The organism is Ruegeria sp. BHSA163 (genome assembly GCF_059613365.1).
This window is the reverse complement of sequence record NZ_JBXWSJ010000021.1, coordinates 12896-31242: the sequence shown is the minus strand read 5'-3', so window position 1 is coordinate 31242 and position 18347 is coordinate 12896. Positions and strand designations below refer to the sequence as shown.

At 52.5% G+C, this 18347-nt stretch carries 18 protein-coding genes; 1 reads left to right on the top strand and 17 read right to left on the bottom strand.

The window, feature by feature from the left end; genetic code table 11:
* Positions 1-73 precede the first annotated feature (73 nt).
* The 5 genes from AC2FNV_RS11550 to sciP form a co-directional block, all read right to left on the bottom strand.
* Complete coding sequence (locus AC2FNV_RS11550) at positions 74-196, bottom strand: hypothetical protein (protein WP_302477840.1); 123 nt, start codon at positions 194-196, stop codon at positions 74-76.
* A gap of 111 nt (positions 197-307) precedes the next feature.
* The gene (gene recG / locus AC2FNV_RS11545) at positions 308-2398 is read right to left on the bottom strand and encodes an ATP-dependent DNA helicase RecG (RefSeq protein WP_170606876.1); all 2091 of its coding nucleotides are present in this window, start codon (positions 2396-2398) and stop codon (positions 308-310) included.
* Entirely contained in the window at positions 2395-4647 is a 2253-nt protein-coding gene (ligA, locus tag AC2FNV_RS11540; RefSeq protein WP_170606874.1) for an NAD-dependent DNA ligase LigA, read from the bottom strand. The genes recG and ligA overlap by 4 nt, the downstream gene beginning before the upstream one ends.
* A gap of 117 nt (positions 4648-4764) precedes the next feature.
* On the bottom strand, positions 4765-5481 hold the full coding sequence (gene ctrA, locus AC2FNV_RS11535) for a response regulator transcription factor CtrA (protein ID WP_170606872.1): 717 nt from the start codon (positions 5479-5481) through the stop codon (positions 4765-4767).
* Between the two features lie 83 nt (positions 5482-5564).
* Complete coding sequence (gene sciP / locus AC2FNV_RS11530; protein WP_170480465.1) at positions 5565-5858, bottom strand: CtrA inhibitor SciP; 294 nt, start codon at positions 5856-5858, stop codon at positions 5565-5567.
* A gap of 129 nt (positions 5859-5987) precedes the next feature.
* Between sciP and mnmA the strand changes: the two genes are divergently transcribed.
* Positions 5988-7133, top strand: coding sequence for a tRNA 2-thiouridine(34) synthase MnmA (gene mnmA, locus AC2FNV_RS11525; RefSeq protein ID WP_170606870.1), 1146 nt, complete (start codon positions 5988-5990; stop codon positions 7131-7133).
* A gap of 15 nt (positions 7134-7148) precedes the next feature.
* Here the strand turns inward: mnmA and AC2FNV_RS11520 are convergent, their stop codons facing one another.
* The 12 genes from AC2FNV_RS11520 to uppS form a co-directional block, all read right to left on the bottom strand.
* On the bottom strand, positions 7149-7724 hold the full coding sequence (locus AC2FNV_RS11520) for a hypothetical protein (protein ID WP_496773352.1): 576 nt from the start codon (positions 7722-7724) through the stop codon (positions 7149-7151).
* The gene (gene lpxB, locus AC2FNV_RS11515; RefSeq protein ID WP_170606868.1) at positions 7717-8883 is read right to left on the bottom strand and encodes a lipid-A-disaccharide synthase; all 1167 of its coding nucleotides are present in this window, start codon (positions 8881-8883) and stop codon (positions 7717-7719) included. Before lpxB ends, AC2FNV_RS11520 begins: the two co-directional genes overlap by 8 nt.
* Positions 8883-9677 carry an LpxI family protein gene (locus AC2FNV_RS11510; RefSeq protein ID WP_170606866.1) on the bottom strand — a complete coding sequence of 265 codons (795 nt, stop codon included), beginning with the start codon at positions 9675-9677 and terminating at the stop codon, positions 8883-8885. Before AC2FNV_RS11510 ends, lpxB begins: the two co-directional genes overlap by 1 nt.
* Before the next feature lie 4 nt (positions 9678-9681).
* Entirely contained in the window at positions 9682-10464 is a 783-nt protein-coding gene (gene lpxA, locus AC2FNV_RS11505) for an acyl-ACP--UDP-N-acetylglucosamine O-acyltransferase (RefSeq protein ID WP_170480456.1), read from the bottom strand.
* A complete protein-coding gene (gene fabZ, locus AC2FNV_RS11500) occupies positions 10461-10934 on the bottom strand; it encodes a 3-hydroxyacyl-ACP dehydratase FabZ (protein WP_170606864.1) in 474 nt (157 codons plus the stop codon). The genes lpxA and fabZ overlap by 4 nt, the downstream gene beginning before the upstream one ends.
* 72 nt (positions 10935-11006) lie before the next feature.
* The gene (locus AC2FNV_RS11495; RefSeq protein ID WP_170606862.1) at positions 11007-11591 is read right to left on the bottom strand and encodes an OmpH/Skp family outer membrane protein; all 585 of its coding nucleotides are present in this window, start codon (positions 11589-11591) and stop codon (positions 11007-11009) included.
* A gap of 6 nt (positions 11592-11597) precedes the next feature.
* Positions 11598-13958 carry an outer membrane protein assembly factor BamA gene (bamA, locus tag AC2FNV_RS11490; protein WP_170606860.1) on the bottom strand — a complete coding sequence of 787 codons (2361 nt, stop codon included), beginning with the start codon at positions 13956-13958 and terminating at the stop codon, positions 11598-11600.
* Between the two features lie 128 nt (positions 13959-14086).
* The gene (locus AC2FNV_RS11485; protein WP_302477839.1) at positions 14087-14215 is read right to left on the bottom strand and encodes a hypothetical protein; all 129 of its coding nucleotides are present in this window, start codon (positions 14213-14215) and stop codon (positions 14087-14089) included.
* A gap of 87 nt (positions 14216-14302) precedes the next feature.
* The gene (gene rseP / locus AC2FNV_RS11480) at positions 14303-15655 is read right to left on the bottom strand and encodes an RIP metalloprotease RseP (protein ID WP_170606858.1); all 1353 of its coding nucleotides are present in this window, start codon (positions 15653-15655) and stop codon (positions 14303-14305) included.
* Positions 15656-15660: 5 nt separating this feature from the next.
* Positions 15661-16833 (bottom strand): 1-deoxy-D-xylulose-5-phosphate reductoisomerase, encoded by a 1173-nt coding sequence (gene dxr / locus AC2FNV_RS11475; protein ID WP_170606856.1) that lies wholly within the window; start codon positions 16831-16833, stop codon positions 15661-15663.
* Entirely contained in the window at positions 16833-17615 is a 783-nt protein-coding gene (locus AC2FNV_RS11470) for a phosphatidate cytidylyltransferase (RefSeq protein WP_496773349.1), read from the bottom strand. Before AC2FNV_RS11470 ends, dxr begins: the two co-directional genes overlap by 1 nt.
* Positions 17612-18343, bottom strand: a complete 732-nt coding sequence (uppS, locus tag AC2FNV_RS11465; RefSeq protein ID WP_170606852.1) for an undecaprenyl pyrophosphate synthase — start codon at positions 18341-18343, stop codon at positions 17612-17614. The genes AC2FNV_RS11470 and uppS overlap by 4 nt, the downstream gene beginning before the upstream one ends.
* Between the last annotated feature and the right edge of the window lie 4 nt (positions 18344-18347).

Sequence of the window (18347 nt, the reverse complement as noted above, 5' to 3'; positions counted from 1 at the left end):
AGGCAGGTCACCCTTGACTGAGATGGGGATGACATGCGCGGTTTCTTCGGCACGAGATCGCAGGCAGAAAGGCTCAAAAGCCCGTCGGAAGGTGAAGGGCAACCAATAGCATCACCACCAATGACACGGCTCCAGCAGCGTCCTGCAAGATGGTTGCTTGCGAGCGGCTGAAAGCGGTCTTGATCTGGGTCAGCATAGTTTCACCTCCGGTTGAGTTTTAATCCTTTGTTGACCTTTTGTTCTCACATTTTTCCGAGTCGGTAAAGAACTTTTTGGGAACATTTGTGAACTTATCGGAATTTTTTGCTTAACCCACTGAAATTAAACGGATCGCCTGATCTTGTTTCATCAACCACAATAGGACGCGCGCAGCTTCACCCCGATCAGACGTCAATTTGGGATCAACGGTCAGCAAATTCCGCGCATCTGTCTGAGCGACGGCCATCAGACCCGCTTGCCGCTCAAGATCGGCAATTCGGAACTTTGGCAGACCGGATTGTGCTGTTCCTATCAAATCGCCTGCCCCGCGCATTTGAAGGTCTGTTTCCGCAATTCGGAAACCGTCTTCGGTTTCTCGCAAGACTTCCAAGCGTTTCCGCCCGCCATCGCTCAGCGGAGGCTTGTACATAAGTAAACAGGTAGAGGCGTCCGCACCACGCCCAACGCGGCCACGAAGCTGATGCAATTGTGCCAAACCAAAAATCTCGGCTCGTTCAATTACCATAATTGTGGCGTTGGGAACGTTGACACCTACTTCGATGACTGTCGTTGCTACCAGCACCTTGATGTGCCCTGCCTGAAAAGCTGCCATTGCAGCATCTTTTTCCGAAGGCGGCATCTGTCCGTGGACCAGTCCGACGTCATCATCGCCCAGTAATGCCCTCAATCGTTTGAATCTTTCCTCTGCGGCTGTCAGGTCCAATACTTCGGACTCGTCGACTAAGGGGCAGACCCAATAGCATTGTCTGCCTTCCGCGATGGCGCGCCGCAAATGGTCTACCACATCATTTATTCTTTCGGCGCTTATGATTGCAGTCTTGACTGGCTTACGCCCCGGAGGTTTTTCGTCCAGTACAGAAACGTCCATGTCACCATATTGCGCCAGTGCAAGACTGCGTGGAATTGGGGTCGCTGTCATAACCAGAACGTCAGCGCTTTGCCCTTTCTCAGACAGTTCCATTCGCTGACGCACGCCAAAACGATGCTGTTCATCGATGATAGCAAGACGTAAGTCTTTAAATGTAACGTCGCTTTGAAACACCGCATGGGTGCCTACGAGAACCTGAATGTCACCGCGGGCCAAAGCAGCTAGTTTGGCTTTCCTCTCGGCGCCCTTATCTCGGCCGGTCAGTAGCTCTAACACCACACCAGCCTCTTCTGCTAACGGGCGCAGGCCTTCTAAGTGTTGCCGAGCCAATATTTCAGTTGGGGCCATCATGACGCCCTGCCCTCCGGCCTCAACTGCGACCAACAAGGCCATAAAGGCCACAAGCGTTTTTCCTGAGCCTACGTCACCTTGTAGCAATCGGTTCATTCTGGCCTCAGACCCCATATCGTCCGAGATTTCTCGAATAGCGCGTTGCTGTGCTTTGGTCGGGCGATATGGAAGGCTTTTCAAAACGACGCCCTGCAGCGAACCGTTGCCAACACTTACAACTCCCCTCGCCTTTTTTTCGCGTTGTCGCGCGAGCGCAAGTGTAAGTTGATGTGCGAACAGTTCGTCATACGCAAGACGCTCCCGTGCGGGAGCAAAGGTTGAGACATCATCAGCACCCTTTGGGTGATGCGCGACCTTTATCGCGGACGCCCAATCCGGCCACTTCTGTTTTGAAACCTGATTGGGGTCAATCCATTCAACAAGCTCAGGCACCTTCTTCAAAGCACTCTGTGCGGCCTTGTAAGCCGTTTTTTGTGTTACGCCGTGTGTAAGGTGGTAGACCGGTTCAAATTCTGGCAGGTCATCAGCATCAACAGGGGCGACTACGTGGTCGGGATGGACCATTTGCGCCATTCCGTCGAATAATTCCATCTTCCCTGAGACAACACGACTTGATCCTTGTGGAAGAAGTTTTTTGAGGTATTCGCCACGAGCATGAAAAAACACAAGCTGGAATTTTGTCTGGCTGTCCTCAACATGGATTCGATAAGCCCCGCCACGATTCCGAGGGGGCCTGTGTGCACCGACCGTAACCTCAACAGTCAGCGTCGTGGGCAGATCCGCACCAAGTATTGTGTCACGTCGTCTTCTGTCGACGACAGCATAAGGCAGGGCAAACAAAACATCCCGAGGTGAGTTTATTCCCAAGTGACCTAACAGTTGCGCGGTTTTCGGACCTACGCCCTCAAGCGTTTCCAAACCCGCAAAAAGCGGAAATAAAAGTTCAGGACGACCGCTCATGCGTCCCCAATCAGCTGAAGCCAGCCGTCTTCATCCAATGTGTCGATCCCCAAATCAGCGGCCTTCTTGGCTTTGGAACCTGCTCCGGGACCAGCAACCAGCAAATCTGTTTTTTGACTGACTGAGCCAGAAACTTTAGCCCCCAGTGCTTCGGCGCGTGCTTTGGCTTCGGCTCGCGTCATCTTTTCCAAGGTTCCGGTGAAGACGATAGTTTTGCCCGCTACAGGACTATCTGACGCTGGGGCTTTAGGCGATAAAATCGTCAAGTGTCCGATAAGATCGTCGAATGCTTGCCGCTCATCGCCGTTTGCAAAAGCGTCCGATAATGACAATCCAAGTGTCGCCCCTATGCCGTCAACTCCGATCAAATCACTCCACGCAGCGGCAGCGGAGTCTGGCACATCATTGCGGACAACTGCGGCCTCGCGTGCTTCTTTGACACGAGCACGGCGGCCTTCCTCGGTGGCCGCAATGCGTTCTGCTTCCTCCGCATCTTCAGCGCGTCTTTGGGCCAGCGCAGCGGGGCGCGCAGCGTCAATTGCCCGCGCCATGGCGTTCCAGTTGAGGTAATGCAAAGCCAGATCGCGCGCACCTACTTCACCCACGTGGCGAATGCCAAGTGCAAACAACAGGCGCGACAACTCAATGGTCCGTTTTTCATTTATGGCGGCAAAAAGGTTGCTGGCCGAAGTTTCCCCCCACCCGTCGCGGTTTTTGAGACGAGCCAGGTTGCCAGCGTCTCGCTGTTCCAATGTAAAGATATCCGCTGGCGTTTTTATTGGAAGGACCGGATCGTTATGAAACATCTCGATCTGTTTTGCGCCAAGCCCTTCGATGTCGAACGCTTTTCGGGAAACAAAATGTTTCAACTTTTCAACAGCTTGAGCTGGGCAAATCAAGCCTCCGGTACATCGCCTTACAGCATCTCCGTCTTCGCGAATGGCATCGCTTTGACATTCTGGACACCGCGTTGGAAAAGTGTAAGGAACACTATCGTCTGGGCGCTTAGACAGATCGACATCGGCCACTTTTGGAATCACGTCACCGGCACGGTAAACCTGCACCCAATCTCCGACACGAATGTCCTTGCCTTCTCGGATTACGCCTCCCTTGGCATCACGTCCGGCAATATAATCTTCGTTGTGCAAAGTAGCGTTGGAAACGACGACACCCCCAACGGTTACCGGATGTAGCCGTGCCACCGGGCTGAGGGCTCCGGTTCGACCGACTTGGATATCGATCGACTCCAACCGGGTCCATGCCAGTTCTGCCGGGAACTTATGTGCGATGGCCCATCGGGGCGTGGTTGACCGAAAACCCAGCCGCGCCTGCAGGTTCAAATCGTCCACTTTGTATACGACGCCATCGATGTCATATCCCAGTGTGGAGCGTTGAGCCTCTATAGCCCGGTAATGCTCCAACATTTCAGAAACAGACCCACATAAACTCGTTAGGGCATTTGTTTGAAATCCAAATGACCGAAGCCGTTGAATTGCGGCCATCTGCGTGGCAGCCAGCGGTTCGGACAATTCGCCCCAGGCATATGCGAAAAAGCGAAGAGGCCGGGACTTGGTAATCGCGGGATCCAGTTGACGCAGGGACCCAGCTGCGGCGTTGCGCGGATTGGCAAATGTCTTTCCCCCCAAAGCAGCTTGCCGGGAATTCAGATCATCAAAGTCGGAATGAGACATATAGACTTCGCCACGCACCTCAAGAATATCGGGTGCGTTGTCAATTTTCTGCGGGATATCTTTGACCGTGCGAGCATTTTCGGTGACGTTTTCCCCTACCTCTCCATCACCGCGTGTTGCAGCCTGCACCAGCTGCCCCTGCTCGTACCTAAGTGAAAGCGACAGCCCGTCAATTTTTGGTTCCGCGGTATAGGATAATGGTGCAACGTCCTTTAGGCCCAGATATTTGCGAATTGAACGGTCAAAGTCTGCAATATCCGTGTCATCGAATCCGTTGCCCAGCGACATCATTCGAACAGCATGAGAGACCTTTGCAAACCCATCCGCAACTTTTGCCCCGACCAGATCCGTTGGGCTGTCAGGACGTTTCAGTGCGGGGAATCTCGCTTCGATCTCTGAATTTCGGCGTTTTAGCGCGTCAAAATCGGCGTCTGACAATTCCGGAGCGTCTTCGGCGTGATAAAGACGGTTGGCCCGCAAAATTTCCTTGGCGAGGCGGGACAATTCATTGCGCGCATCCTCTTCTGTCAATTCGGATACGGGAAGTATTTTACTCATGGCCTCGCCCTGTCACGTCGTTCTAATCACCAGTGATAGGGCGAGGAAATTGCAAGGTCCAGTGTCGTACTGACAAGAGATTGGTTAGTTACTCAGACCCTGTTGGGTGGGTTAAAATCAGGCGCCGACCGCCATCCGGGTCTCGACCCCAGTTGCGGATTGTGGATCACGCAGTACATAACCGCGGCCCCAAACGGTTTCGATGTAGTTTTCTCCACCGGTCGCATTGCTGAGTTTTTTACGCAGTTTACAGATGAAAACATCGATGATCTTCAACTCTGGCTCGTCCATGCCTCCATAAAGGTGATTTAGAAACATTTCCTTGGTCAATGTTGTACCTTTGCGCAGGCTCAGAAGTTCCAGCATCTGATATTCCTTGCCGGTTAAGTGCACAGTCTTACCCTCGACCTCAACGGTTTTGGCATCGAGGTTTACTGCAACTTGTCCGGTATGAATTATGGACTGAGAGTGTCCCTTTGACCGCCGGATAATTGCATGGATTCGCGCAACCAATTCTTCGCGATGAAAAGGTTTCGTCAGGTAATCATCGGCACCGAACCCAAATCCCTTGATCTTGCTGTCGGTGTCGTCCGTGCCTGAAAGGATGAGAATTGGTGTTTCGACACGCGCAATGCGCAACTGGCGCAGAACTTCGTGCCCGTTCATATCTGGCAGATTGAGGTCCAGCAGTATCAGGTCGTAATCATACAACTTGGCCAGATCTATTCCTTCCTCGCCAAGATCCGTCGCGTAAACATTCAAATTAGCATGTGTCAGCATCAGCTCGATGCTTTTGGACGTGGTCGGATCATCCTCGACAAGAAGTATGCGCATTTCATTGCTCCAATTTAGTCAAATTCTTCAACTGGTTTTGAACCTGAGCAAAAATGGTTAATCTGCCGTTAACGTTGACTCAATTAGTTTTTTTCTCCTTTAAGTTGCCGATATTTTTTCATCGCGGTCACTTTCAAGGCGTCGACGCCATGTTTGGCGACGGCAGCGACCCAAGTATTGAATTCTTCATCGCTGATACCGTACCTAATCTTCGCATCTGCTAAGGAAATCAGACCATAAAGCACACCACGCACGACTACCGCCTTTCTAGAGGCGACCCACCTTTTCGTCTCGGTGGGGGGTAAATCTGCTCGTGTCAAAATGGTGCCATCGGGTAAAGTAACTGATCGCGGCCCCTCTACTTTTTGTAAATACATAAGTTGACCCTTTCTTATTTTAGATAAGGCCGGACCAAGCTTACTTAAAAGGGCGTGAAACCACCCCTTGAGAGTGTCTAGAATTTTCCTATATTCTGCCGGTCTTTCTTAACCCGGACAGGAACGCACATGGCCTTCGCCGCTGAGAACCAGTTAAACTCGCTTGGCTTTGCCAAACCGCCTTCGGAAACGCGGGTGGTTGTCGCCATGTCCGGGGGTGTGGACAGCTCGGTCGTCGCGGCTGACTTGGCGGATCAGGGTTACGATGTGGTGGGTGTTACACTTCAACTTTATGACCATGGTGCTGCTTTGGCAAAGAAAGGCGCATGTTGCGCCGGAATCGACATCCATGATGCGCGCCGCGTGGCCGAGGCACGAGGTTTTCCTCACTATGTGTTGGATTATGAAAACATCTTCAAAGACGCCGTAATAGACGAATTCGCTGACAGTTATTTGGCGGGGGCGACCCCTGTGCCCTGCATTCGTTGCAATGAGCGGGTCAAATTTAAAGATCTTCTTGAGACCGCCAAAGACCTTGAAGCTGATTGCATGGCGACTGGCCACTATATTCAGCGCAAGATGGGCCCGAATGGCCCGGAACTACACAGCGCCGAGGACGTAAATCGCGATCAATCATATTTTCTGTTTTCTACCACCCCCGAACAGTTGGAATTTCTGCGTTTTCCGTTGGGCCACCTACCCTCGAAAGACGCTACACGTGAAATGGCAGCAAAATATGGGCTTTCAGTAGCCGACAAGCCCGACAGTCAGGACATCTGTTTTGTTCCGAACGGCAACTATGCCAGCGTTATCGAAAAATTACGCCCAGGCGCTGCGGAACCTGGCGAGATCGTGCATGCGGACGGAAGAATTTTGGCCCGACACAATGGTGTCATTCACTACACAATCGGACAGCGTCGTGGTCTTGGAATAGGTGGGCTAAGCGAGCCGTTGTACGTGGTAAAGCTGGACGTGGACAGAAAACAGGTGGTGGTCGGACCGAAAGAGATGCTAGCGACCCGCACCGTTCCGGTGCGCGAGATAAACTGGCTGGGTGATGAGCCATTTACGTCTCGGGCCGAATGGAACTTGTCAGTCAAAGTTCGCTCAACACGCCCTCCGCGCGAAGCGATCGTAAGGCCGTTGTCCGAAACTACAGCTGAAGTTGAGCTGTTGACGCCTGAAGAAGGCATTTCACCCGGTCAGGCGTGCGTATTCTATGCGCCAGAAGGCAGTCGGATATTTGGCGGTGGCTGGATTTGGCGTGGATATTGATAAACAACCGGGACTTTAAATCATGTCGGTCGCGCTGTTGGACAGGATATAAAGTCCGACGGCTATCATGACGTAGGGTGTTATTCGATCAAACCGTACTAGCTGCGGCGCAAATCTCTGCGCTTTGGGAGCTCCCCAAGCGGCTAAAAGGCTCATCGCAGCTGCAGCGGTTACAGCGCCAATCAGCCCCGCCAATCTGTACGAAGGCGACGATTCCGCAAATAACGGGGTTAATACGGCGAAACTGTCAAAAGACAGACTTAGAAACAAAACAATTACCGAGGCTACGGCGCCTTGGGGCCGAGTTTCAACTTGTTCTCGTTTCCTGATCTGTTGCCACGCTCCTCGCGTCCCTAGCAGCAGCGGTACGATCCCCAGATAACCGATGGCGGCTGGGTAACCGGTGTGGCTCAACCCGACTGCAAACCCCATTGCCAGAGCAAGCAAAATAGCCTGAGCCACAGCGAACCCAGTAACAGGCCGGCCTCGACCCATGACAATTATAAGCCCAAAGAGAACCGCCAGATTGTCCAGGTTGGTCGAAATCTGCGCGATACCTGCCGATAGAGCAAACAATATGTGATCAAGCATTGCCGGCGCTCATCCGGGTCAAAACTGCCCTGGCAGCACGTAGCCCCGGGGGTTCGCCACCTCGTCCCAACTGGTCCATGGTTACCTCCATGGCTTCGCGTTGCGCGTCTGGCTGTTCCAATACTTTGTTTAGTTCCGCCGCAATTCTGTCCGGGCGGCATTCGTCCAGCATACACTCGGGCACGGCGCGTGTCTTAGATACCAAGTTTACGAGCGTGAAAGTATCCAACCTGACCATTCGCTCGGCCATTTTCTGGGTCAGCCAATTCAACTTGTATGCAATAACCATAGGTGTATTCTGGGCCGCCAATTCAAGAGACACAGTTCCCGACGCCGCAAGCGCAAGCTCAGCGGCCGCAAATGCCTCTCGCTTGGTGGCGCTAGCCTGATCTGTGCTTTCATTTCGCGGGTCCAGCACCACTGGGTTACCAGGCCAATCTTGGACAATGGTACCTATTAGGTCGGATGTCGGGGCGACGGTTGGCACCACTACGCGGAAATCCGGTCGAACGGACAGAAAGATTTCCAATGCTCCACGAAAACTGGGGACAAGCCTTTCGATCTCGCCGCGCCTCGAACCGGGCAACACCACTAGGACTGGCGCGTCGCCCAAATCGTGGGTTTCCTTAAAACTTGCAACATCCTGTGGGGTTGCTACTGGTTCACTGGCGATCGGATGGCCGACAAAGTCGCACGCCATCCCAGCGCGTTCCATGTAGGGCGGTTCGAACGGTAGCAGCGCCAGAACATGATCAATTACTTTGGCCATTTTGTCGGCTCGACCCGGACGCCATGCCCAGACACTCGGTGCTACATAGTGAACAGTACGGATGTCGCTGCCGGCCTTTACTATCTTGGCTACCCGCAGCGAAAAATCCGGGCTATCGATAGTGATTAATACATCTGGTTCCGTCGTAAGCACCGCCTCGGCAGTTTCAGAGATACGGCGCTTTAGGTGAAAAAACTTTGGTAGAACCTCGACCAAACCCATAACACTGAGTTCCGACATTGGAAACCGGCTAACAAGGCCCTGAGCCTGCATCAGCGGTCCACCCACCCCGTCAAAACTTACGTCAGGGACAAGTTCCTTCAACCCTTCCATCAAGGCGCCACCAAGGCGGTCGCCTGAAGGTTCACCGGCGACCAGAAAAACGCGCATCAGGCTGCGTGCTCTCGGACTAGAAGAAAAATTCCCATTCGGTCGCATTCACTAATGACGCGCTTGCGGTCCAGAACTATGACACTACCCTTTTCTATAACAATGCCTGCCAGACCAGCGGCCACAACGTCAGGTATAGTTTCGGGACCAATTGTCGGAATATCGACTCGCATGTCTTGATTTGGCTTCGGACCTTTGTAAAGAACGCCGCCGCCAGCGTCAGGGCGTTGTGACAATGACTTTAACATCCAAGCTGTGCCAAAAACGCTCTCTATGGCCAGAGCTTGCCCGTTGAGAACTGCACACGCTTGTCCTACGTCGGCAGCACCCATGGCGCGCACTATTGCAGCAGCGCGATCTGCATCCTCCAAGTCACGTTTTGAAGGTTCAATCTGCGTCAGGCAGCCTGACGGCGGAAATATATCTGGCGCGATCTCATGGGCGGATCGGACATCAAGACCGACACTCTCAAAAACACTAATAGCTGCCCGCAGCGCGCCGTCGTCGCCGGACATCATAGCTTTTTGAATTATTGGAACCAGCGGCAAAGTCTGAGCGTCGATCCGTGAAGGATCAACTGCTGGTCGATCAATTGCGCCTGCCATGCAGATTTCCGTCACGCCACGTGATTTCAGCTCCGCTATAAAGCTTCCCAAGTGCTCTAGCGGAAAAACCAGATCTGGTTTGAGGTTTTCGGGTTCTAAACCCTCCAGAGAACATATCAGGGGGCGCTCACTCAATTGAGACGCCAGCTCATCTGGCAAAGTTCCTGTGCCTGCAATCAGAGCTAGCATTCAGCTATTTCCTCGGCGTCAGGATTGACCTGTCGGAAGAAGCAGTCACGAATTCGACAATCTCGCGGACATAGTCGCTTGTTGAACCGCTCAGCCGATCTGCTTTGTCCATGAAAGTGCCTTCCCCCTCGGACAATTCTTTGAACGCGGCTCGCAGCGCAGCAATGTCCTCACGCGGGACACCGCGCCTCTTTAGGCCGACCAAATTCAGTCCGTCCAACTCGCCGCGCGGTGCCTGCACCAGACCGTAAGGAATGACGTCCTTAGGCACCATTGTGAGGGCGCCGATAATTGCACCGCGACCAACGCGCACAAACTGATGTAGCCCTGAAATACCGCCGATGATCGCGTCATCTTCTATGATGCAATGTCCGGCGGCACCTGATTGGTTAACCATGATTACTCGATCACCGATCTGAACATCATGGGCCACGTGCACTCCGGCCATCAGAAGACAATCATCCCCGATACGGGTCACACCTCCGCCACCGTCTGTACCCACGTTTATTGTTACATGCTCACGGATTCGATTACGTTTTCCGATTTCCAGGCGCGTATTTTCACCACCAAACTTCAGGTCTTGCGGTATTTCCCCGATGACAGAAAAATTGAAAACGACACTGTCTTCGCCGATCGAAGTTTCACCCATTACAACAGTATGGGATTTCAGTTCGACGCGGTCGCCAAGGCTCACCTTCGGACCGATGTAGCAGAACGGGCCTATTTTACAGCCTGCCCCGATCTGCGCCCCGTCTTCGATGATTGCGCTGGGGTGAATTTCATTCATGTCGTTTTTTCCATGTCCCAGTCAACATAGGCTGAGAATTCTGCTTCTGCTGCAACCTCACCATCAACGGTTGCGCGGCCATTGAACTTGAAAATTTTGCCGCCTTTTTTGCCGCGCAAGGTTTCAACATGCATTTGCAGAACGTCACCCGGAACGACTTTGCGGCGGAATTTACACTTGTCTATGTTCATGAAGTAAATCAGCAGATCGCTGTCGATCACATCCATGCCAACCCCCAACATAACGCCAGCCGTCTGCGCCATCGCTTCGACGATCGTAACACCTGGCATTATCGGTGTACCTGGGAAGTGCCCTTGAAAGTGCGGCTCGTTCATTGTGACGTTCTTGACGCCTATAGCGGAATTAATTCCATCGATTTCAATGACCTTGTCGACCAAAAGAAACGGGTAGCGGTGCGGCAGTATGCGCTGAATCAGCTGAATGTCGGCACTCTTGGTATCCGTGGTCATGAGGCAGAAGTCCTGTTTCTGATGTCTCTTTATGGCGTGGTTAACAATACAGCCCGTTCAGGGCAAGCGAACCTATTCCCCGCCGTCAATCCTTTGGTTGCCGCCGTCGCCGATCACAGTATCGATGCGGTCGATGGCTGCATCTGTGATATCCAAAGCGTCTGAGCTGAGAAACACGTATGACCGCTCTAAAATCATTGACGCGCCTGCATCCCGCAGCAGCCCAATCAAAATCGGTTCCGCTAATTTTGTGAAGGTGGACCGGGCTTCTTCACTGCGGCGGGCCAATGCATCCAACTTGGCACGTTGGCCTTCGCGGTGCGACTGAACCTTTTCGTCAAATGCCTCCGCCAGTGGACGAAATTCTTCGGCTGTTAATGTCGCCCGTTGTTCGGTCAGGTCTTTTTCTTCTTTGCTTAGCTCTTCGACAATGCGCTCGTTTTCCGCAGCAAGAGCAGCGCCTTCCGTTTCAATTTCTTGAAACACTCGCTTTCCAAATTCTGATTCTGAAAACAATCTATCGCTGGAAATGGTGAGAATGCCGGATTGCGGAAGGCCCAGTTGTTGAGCAAAAGCAGGCTGCACAACCGCCAACGTCATTAAAATGCACAGGGCCCGTAACGGGCCCTGCAATACTGCATTTTTCAAGCTAACCATGCCTGATCAGAACCGGGCCTGAAGGGTCAGGTCAAAATTCTGTTCCTTGTCAAATTCTTCTTTCTTCAACGCTGTGGAGAAATTGAAGCGTAGTGGCCCGAACGGTGTAGTCCATAGAACTGAAACGCCCAGAACATGTCGGATAGAACCGCCCGAGCCGACAATGTCTGCCCCTGCCGTATTCACATTGTCGATGTTGTAGAGGTTGCCGACATCATAGAAAACGCCACCTCGAAGACCAAATTCTTCTGGCAAACCAAGTGGAAAATCAGACTCGAACCTTGCCACCCAGTAATAATTTCCGCCGATAGCGTCATCCTGACCGTTCGAAAGATCCCGGGGGCCAAGACCGGCAGGTTCAAAGCCACGGAAAGTGCTAGGCCCAAGTACAAAACGATCAAGCGTACGGCTAAAGTCGTCGCCAGTCCAATTGAGCGCGCCCATTTCAAGAGTGGCGCGAAGGACCACCTCTTCATTTAGAACCCTCTGTTGGGCGATGGCGCGGGCCGTTGTTTTAATGAACTCGCTGTCCCCGCCAAGACCGGCTGCATCCACGCCAACTTCAAATAGAACCCCGGCATTGGGGTTCAGGCCACCGATGCGACTGTCATAAATGTAGGACACTCCAATCGAACTGGCAGTTCGCTTGCCTTGGTCGATTTCTGACGAAATAACGGCTCCGTTGGTTTCGTTGTCCTGCTGTGTCATCTCGCTTCGGTCCCAACCATAACGAACACGCAAGCTGGACAGTTCACCGATGCGGTAGCTTAACTGTGGATTGAAGAAAACACTTTTGGTGTCGTAGCTGGCAAAGCTGGAGTTTGTAGTGGCCAGACCCAATCCTACATCAAACCGCAACCTCCGGCCCAACAGATATGGTTCGGTGAAGTCGATGGTGTAACGTTCCGCGTCCTGTGCGGTTGAAAGTGAGAGACCCAAGTTTTGACCTCGACCCAGAAAGTTACTTTCGTTCAATCCGATCGCGATACCAAAACCATCCGAGACAGAGTAACTACCGCCTAGGCTAAGCGAACCCGTGGGTTGTTCCTCGACGTCCACGTCGACAATCACCTGACTGGGTGAGGATCCCTCGCGCGGTTCAACATCTGCGACCGCAAAGAACCCAAGGGCTCGGATACGTTCTGCACTCTGCCGAATTTCACGTGGATTGAATGGGTCGCCTTCGACAGTGTCGAATTGGCGGCGGATTACCCGGTCCAGAGTGGTTGTATTTCCCTCGATATCAATGCGTTCCACAAAAATCCGCGGACCACGTGTTAGAACGAACTGCACATCCAGCGTTAGATCCCGGTCATTGCGCGTAACACGCGGCTCCACTCGTAAGAAATCAACGCCCTGTTTCAACCCCAGACGCTCAAGCCGGGCAATTGAGTTTTCGACCAATGTCGGGGTGTAAGTTACCCCGGGTTTGATCTTTAGTGCAGCCTGATAAGCCCCCGGATCTACACCAGGAATCTCGCTGACAGTAGTTATTCGGCCAAAAGAAAACTTCTGCCCTTCGGTGACATTCATCACCAGAAAGAACGCATCCCTTTCGCGAGTGAATTCCACGTTGGCGCTGTTAACGCGAAAATCGACATATCCGCGGGAAAGGTAGAAATCTCGAATGACTTGCTTATCGAATTCAATTCGATCTGCAATGAACGTGTCGCCACGAATGAAAGTACGCAATACGTTGGCTTGTTTGGTTTCAAGAACGCGACGTAGTCGCCGGTCGGAAAAAGCGCGGTTGCCGACAAAACTGACCCGTTCGATTTCTATGACGGATCCCTCTGCAACCTCAAATACCAAGTCAACTCGGTTGTCGCTGCGGCGGATGATCCGTGGGATAACCGTAGCGGCTACTCGACCTTGCGCAGAATAAATTTCGGCAATCCGGTCGGCGTCAGCCTCAGCCGTCTGAGGGGTAAATACCCTTCTGGGCTGCGACGAAATCGCATCTAGCAAAAGATCGTCTTTGACGCGGCGATTCCCTTCGATGCTGATTTGGTTGATTGTAGGGTATTCCTCGACAGAAATTACCAACGTACTTCCACGGGGTGTCAGCTCGACTGTTTCAAAAACGCCACTGTCAAGCAATCGTTGAAAGCTGTCGTTCAATTGCCCGGCCGTCACCGTTTGCCCCGGTTGAATTCCTGTTCGGGCGATAATCGTCGACGATTCAATCCGACGGTTTCCTTCGACCTCAAAAGAATTGATCGTGTAGGTCTGCGCCTGAGCGACTTTAGGAACGGTTACAAAACTAGCTGCTGCAAAGAGAAAAAGGAACGTTAGTGTTTGCCACAAAATCTTGCCTTGCGACCTGTAAGAGCCGCAGAATGTGCCCGTGCCCCTGCTATCAATCATTTTTTAGCTACCCAGAATTTTTGGCCTCTAGCTGCTGAGTAACGGGATTGTTGAGTCTTGTCAAAAGCGCAAAACAGCAAAGCGACCCACTGGGTCGCCCTTTAATCATTCAGAAATGTTAGGGAGAATCACAAGCCAACAAAATAGGCGCCAAGAGCCAACGCAAGTGCGGTTATGCCGAAACTTAACAACACGTCCCAATTCAGCATGAAAAGGTAGCTAAAGCTCCTGTAGGATTTGCGAAGCGCGTCACTCATAGCAACGGTATCCCTTACCAAGTTCGACGTTAAATTACCTCCGAATTGAGGCAATTTTACGTCCTCGAGGTGCAGCGCACGCCTTATTCAGCAGAATAGATCATTAGTAATTGCAAAAAGCATCAGCGATAGAATGAGGGTCACGCCTATCGCCATAAGTACTCGCAAAGCTTTGTCACTAGGCGGTTTCCCTGCCACCGCTTCGTATGCATAGAAAACAAGATGCCCACCATCCAACGCGGGGATTGGAAAAAGGTTCAAAAGACCCACGGCTGTCGACAATACAGCAATAAAAAAAATGAAATTCTCTGCACCTTGACTGGCCATTGCCCCAGAAGTTTCGGCGATGCCGATAGGTCCGGAGATGTTGCAAGTACTAATCGCCCCGGTGATCATGTGCCACATGCCCGAAAGCGAACCCTGGACAATTCGCACGGTCTGGCTGACGCCACCAGACAAGGAATCCCAAACGTTTGCTGGGACCGTCGCAGGTTCGAGCATCATACCGCCAACGATTCCAATCCGCCAGTGAGTGACAAATCCTCCGTCTGGTTGAGGCTCGTCTGTCCTGCGAGGCGCCAATGCGAACTCAAGATCCGCACCATCGCGCCACACATTCAATAAAAGCGGACGTCCGTTTGAACTCTCAACCTTTTCTTTTAACTGTGCAAAAGCAAAGATAGGATCGCCGTCGACCGCGGTTATCACGTCCCCTGCCTGCAGCTGAATGTCCATAGCTGCGCTGCGCGGAGAGACCTGCTGAACTAATGGAGGGAACAGCCATGGCCCGGCTACATCTATTGTCTGGTCATCGCGAATAACAGTGTAATCGAGTACCGGTTCGACAGGCAGTGACGCGGTAAATTCCGACCAGGTGCTTGCATCGTCAAAATCCGGTGTAGCAATACCTGCAATGGCGACAATTTCGTCCCCGTTCTGCAATCCTTGTATGGTCCCCGGCAGTGGATTCAGCGCCTCGACCGTCAAAGGCTCACGCGAAACCCCTTGTGACCAGAAAATTAGGCCAAAGACTAGTATCGACATTACGAAGTTGAAAACAGGACCAGCCGCAACAGTTGCCGTACGCGCCCACAGTGGAGCCCCATGCATGGTCCGACGCAGCTCTTCAGGGCTTTGCTCGGCGATTTCTGACATAGCGTCCTCGTCTTTTCCCGAGGCAGCGTTGGAATCGCCCAAGAATTTGACGTAACCGCCAAATGGCAACAATGCGATTTGCCATTTGGTCCCGCGTTTATCCATGCGGCTCCACAGAACTGGGCCAAAACCTATAGAGAACACCTCTGCTTGGATTCCGGACCACCGACCTACTATGTAATGGCCATATTCATGCACGGCGACAATTACGGATAATGCCACGACGAATGCGGCGATAGTGTATATCAGCCCGCCGAATTGTGGGATTAAAGATATTATGTCCAAAATTCTTATCCTGCTCGTTTTAGTACGGCTTCATCGACCCAATGACGTGCCAAATGGTCCGTTTGCAGCACGTTATCAAGTGTCAAAGCGGCATCAATATGGCCTTTTGCACCGTCAAACCGGTCTAAAACCGATGATACGACGTCGGTCATCTCCAAAAAACCAATTCTGCGCTGTATAAACAGATCAAGGGCACGCTCTTTTGCGGCATTGAACACTGCGCCCGAAAGACCGCCACTCTCCATTACTTCCCGTGCAAGTCGCAACGCGGGGTAACGGGCTTCGTCCGGGGCAATGAAACGCAGTTGGCCAAGTGCTGCTAAGTCTAACTTTTGGATCGGTAATTCTCGCCTGTTCGGCCAGTTCAGCGCATATCCGATTGCATGACGCATGTCCGGTACGCCCAAATGCGCCATGAGTGCGCCATCTTGGAAACCCACAAGTGCGTGAACGATGGATTCCGGGTGGATCACCACCTCGATTTGGTTTGGTGAAACATCAAAAAACTCTTTTGTTTCTATTATCTCCAGAGCTTTATTAAACATTGAGGCGCTATCGATCGTAATTCGTTGCCCCATGTCCCAATTGGGATGTTTGGAGGCCTGTTCGACAGTAGCCCTCGGCAAGTCCTCGATTGGCCAATCGCGAAACGCGCCGCCGCTTGCTGTGATTACTACCCTGTCAACGGAGCGGATATCCTCGCCGACCAGAGCCTGAAAAACAGCCGAATGTTCGCTGTCTACTGGTAAAATCTGCGCGTTATGCGCCTTTGCCATTTCAAGAACCAAGGGACCCGCACATACCAGCGTTTCTTTGTTTGCCAGCGCCAGCGTTGCGCCTTGTTTCAGTGTTTCAATGCCAGGAGCCAAGCCAGCTGAACCTACGATTGCAGACATGACCCAGTCCACAGGACGCGAGGCTGCTTCGACAAGAGCCGCCTGCCCGGCGGCTGCTTCAACTCCACTTCCTGACAACGCATCCTTTAGATCTTGGAGTCTGCTTTCATAGGCGGTCACCGCAATCTGGGCACCCGTATTTCGCGCGTCTTCTGCCAACTGCGAAATGTTTGCGCCGCCAGTCAAAGCTACGACATCGTATTCCGTTGGCGCGCGCGAAATCAGATCAACGGTGTTTTGGCCGATCGACCCGGTCGCTCCAAAAATGGACACCTTTCGCATCACATTCCTCCGGGCCTATAAATTAGTCCCGCGATCAGAACAAACAACGCTGCGCCCATCATGCCGTCAAATCGGTCTAGAAATCCGCCGTGGCCCGGGATCAGGTTCGAACTGTCTTTTACACCAAGTTTGCGCTTTGCTGCGCTTTCCACAATATCGCCTATCTGACTGGCCATTGACGTTAGAATGGAAATCAGAACGAAAAAAAATCCAAACCCGGCATTCCAAGCAAAAACAGCGCCGACCAAGCCTGCTGCTGCCCAACCTCCGGCTGTTCCGGACCACGTTTTCTTGGGACTAACTTTGGGCCAGAACTTTGGGCCGCCCAGTGACTTTCCAACAAAATAGCCAGCAATGTCAGTCGCCACTACAATTGAGATTAGCCAAACCATCCAGCCAAAGCCCATACTTTCGCGGATGGTTATAAAACCAAGTCCCGAGGCTGCAATCCAAATTAAGAATCCGACAAACATGCCGCGGTGGCGTTTGATTTGCCCTGCCCCAACCAGCGCAGGCGCCAAAAGGACCGGTAATTTGTACAAAGGAGGCAGGTGGTAGCTTACAACAACCGCAAATGCGGTCAAAAGCGCAATTTGTATCGCAACGCTCTGCCGCCCCGGATCGACCATCCGAACCAGTTCCCAAGTCATAACTCCGCATGCTGCGGCAATGAAGGCTTCGAACCACAATCCACCCAGCCATACTTCGACCGCACCCAACGCCGTCAGGCCCGCAGCTGACAAAACTCGTGCTTTCAGGTCAGACCAGCGGTCATTGCTCATGCGGGAACTGCTCCAAACCGCCGCTCGCGTGCTCCAAAGTTGTGACACAACCGTTCAAGTTCGGCCGCGGTGAAATCGGGCCAAAGCGTGTCTATGAATTCGTATTCAGAATAAGCGGACTGCCACAGCAGAAAGTTGGAGATACGCGCTTCGCCGCTCGTGCGGATCACAAGATCAGGATCGGGTAAAACGCGCGTATCTAAATACTTAGGAAGTGTTTCTTCATCTACATCTTCGGGCCTCAGCCTGCCTTCTGCTACATCGCGCGCAAGGCGCTTTGTTGCCCGAGCCACTTCGTCCCTGCCGCCATAGTTGAGGGCGACTGTCAGATGAACAAGGTCGTTGTCCTGGGTCTCTCGTTCCAGCATATCCATCAATTCGATAAGCTTACTGTCGAGCCTTACGCGGTCACCGATAAACCGAACCCGTATACCGTTTTCCTTTAGGGTCTGAGTCTCTTTGATGATGTAGCGCTTGAAAAGGCTCATCAATCCCGCGACTTCGACTTGGGTCCTTTTCCAGTTCTCTGTCGAAAACGCAAAAATTGTTAGATACTTAATCCCCAGTCTTGGGCAGGCTTCGACCACCTCGCGTACACGACGCGCACCAGCATGGTGGCCATAAAGCCTGGGTCTACCTCGTGCCTGAGCCCACCGCCCATTGCCATCCATAATGATGGCAACATGCTTTGGGCCGTGCGTAGGCTCCATATGAGGGTCCTTGGGCATGTGA

Excerpts from the sequence above, each read along its gene's own strand:
- AC2FNV_RS11550 (WP_302477840.1), bottom strand. The coding sequence starts at position 196 with ATGCTGACCCAGATCAAGACCGCTTTCAGCCGCTCGCAAGCAACCATC.
- recG (WP_170606876.1), bottom strand. The coding sequence starts at position 2,398 with ATGAGCGGTCGTCCTGAACTTTTATTTCCGCTTTTTGCGGGTTTGGAA.
- ligA (WP_170606874.1), bottom strand. The coding sequence starts at position 4,647 with ATGAGTAAAATACTTCCCGTATCCGAATTGACAGAAGAGGATGCGCGC.
- ctrA (WP_170606872.1), bottom strand. The coding sequence starts at position 5,481 with ATGCGCATACTTCTTGTCGAGGATGATCCGACCACGTCCAAAAGCATC.
- sciP (WP_170480465.1), bottom strand. The coding sequence starts at position 5,858 with ATGTATTTACAAAAAGTAGAGGGGCCGCGATCAGTTACTTTACCCGAT.
- mnmA (WP_170606870.1), top strand. The coding sequence starts at position 5,988 with ATGGCCTTCGCCGCTGAGAACCAGTTAAACTCGCTTGGCTTTGCCAAA.
- AC2FNV_RS11520 (WP_496773352.1), bottom strand. The coding sequence starts at position 7,724 with ATGCTTGATCACATATTGTTTGCTCTATCGGCAGGTATCGCGCAGATT.
- lpxB (WP_170606868.1), bottom strand. The coding sequence starts at position 8,883 with ATGCGCGTTTTTCTGGTCGCCGGTGAACCTTCAGGCGACCGCCTTGGT.
- AC2FNV_RS11510 (WP_170606866.1), bottom strand. The coding sequence starts at position 9,677 with ATGCTAGCTCTGATTGCAGGCACAGGAACTTTGCCAGATGAGCTGGCG.
- lpxA (WP_170480456.1), bottom strand. The coding sequence starts at position 10,464 with ATGAATGAAATTCACCCCAGCGCAATCATCGAAGACGGGGCGCAGATC.
- fabZ (WP_170606864.1), bottom strand. The coding sequence starts at position 10,934 with ATGACCACGGATACCAAGAGTGCCGACATTCAGCTGATTCAGCGCATA.
- AC2FNV_RS11495 (WP_170606862.1), bottom strand. The coding sequence starts at position 11,591 with ATGGTTAGCTTGAAAAATGCAGTATTGCAGGGCCCGTTACGGGCCCTG.
- bamA (WP_170606860.1), bottom strand. The coding sequence starts at position 13,958 with ATGATTGATAGCAGGGGCACGGGCACATTCTGCGGCTCTTACAGGTCG.
- AC2FNV_RS11485 (WP_302477839.1), bottom strand. The coding sequence starts at position 14,215 with ATGAGTGACGCGCTTCGCAAATCCTACAGGAGCTTTAGCTACCTTTTC.
- dxr (WP_170606856.1), bottom strand. The coding sequence starts at position 16,833 with ATGCGAAAGGTGTCCATTTTTGGAGCGACCGGGTCGATCGGCCAAAAC.
- AC2FNV_RS11470 (WP_496773349.1), bottom strand. The coding sequence starts at position 17,615 with ATGAGCAATGACCGCTGGTCTGACCTGAAAGCACGAGTTTTGTCAGCT.
- uppS (WP_170606852.1), bottom strand. The coding sequence starts at position 18,343 with ATGCCCAAGGACCCTCATATGGAGCCTACGCACGGCCCAAAGCATGTT.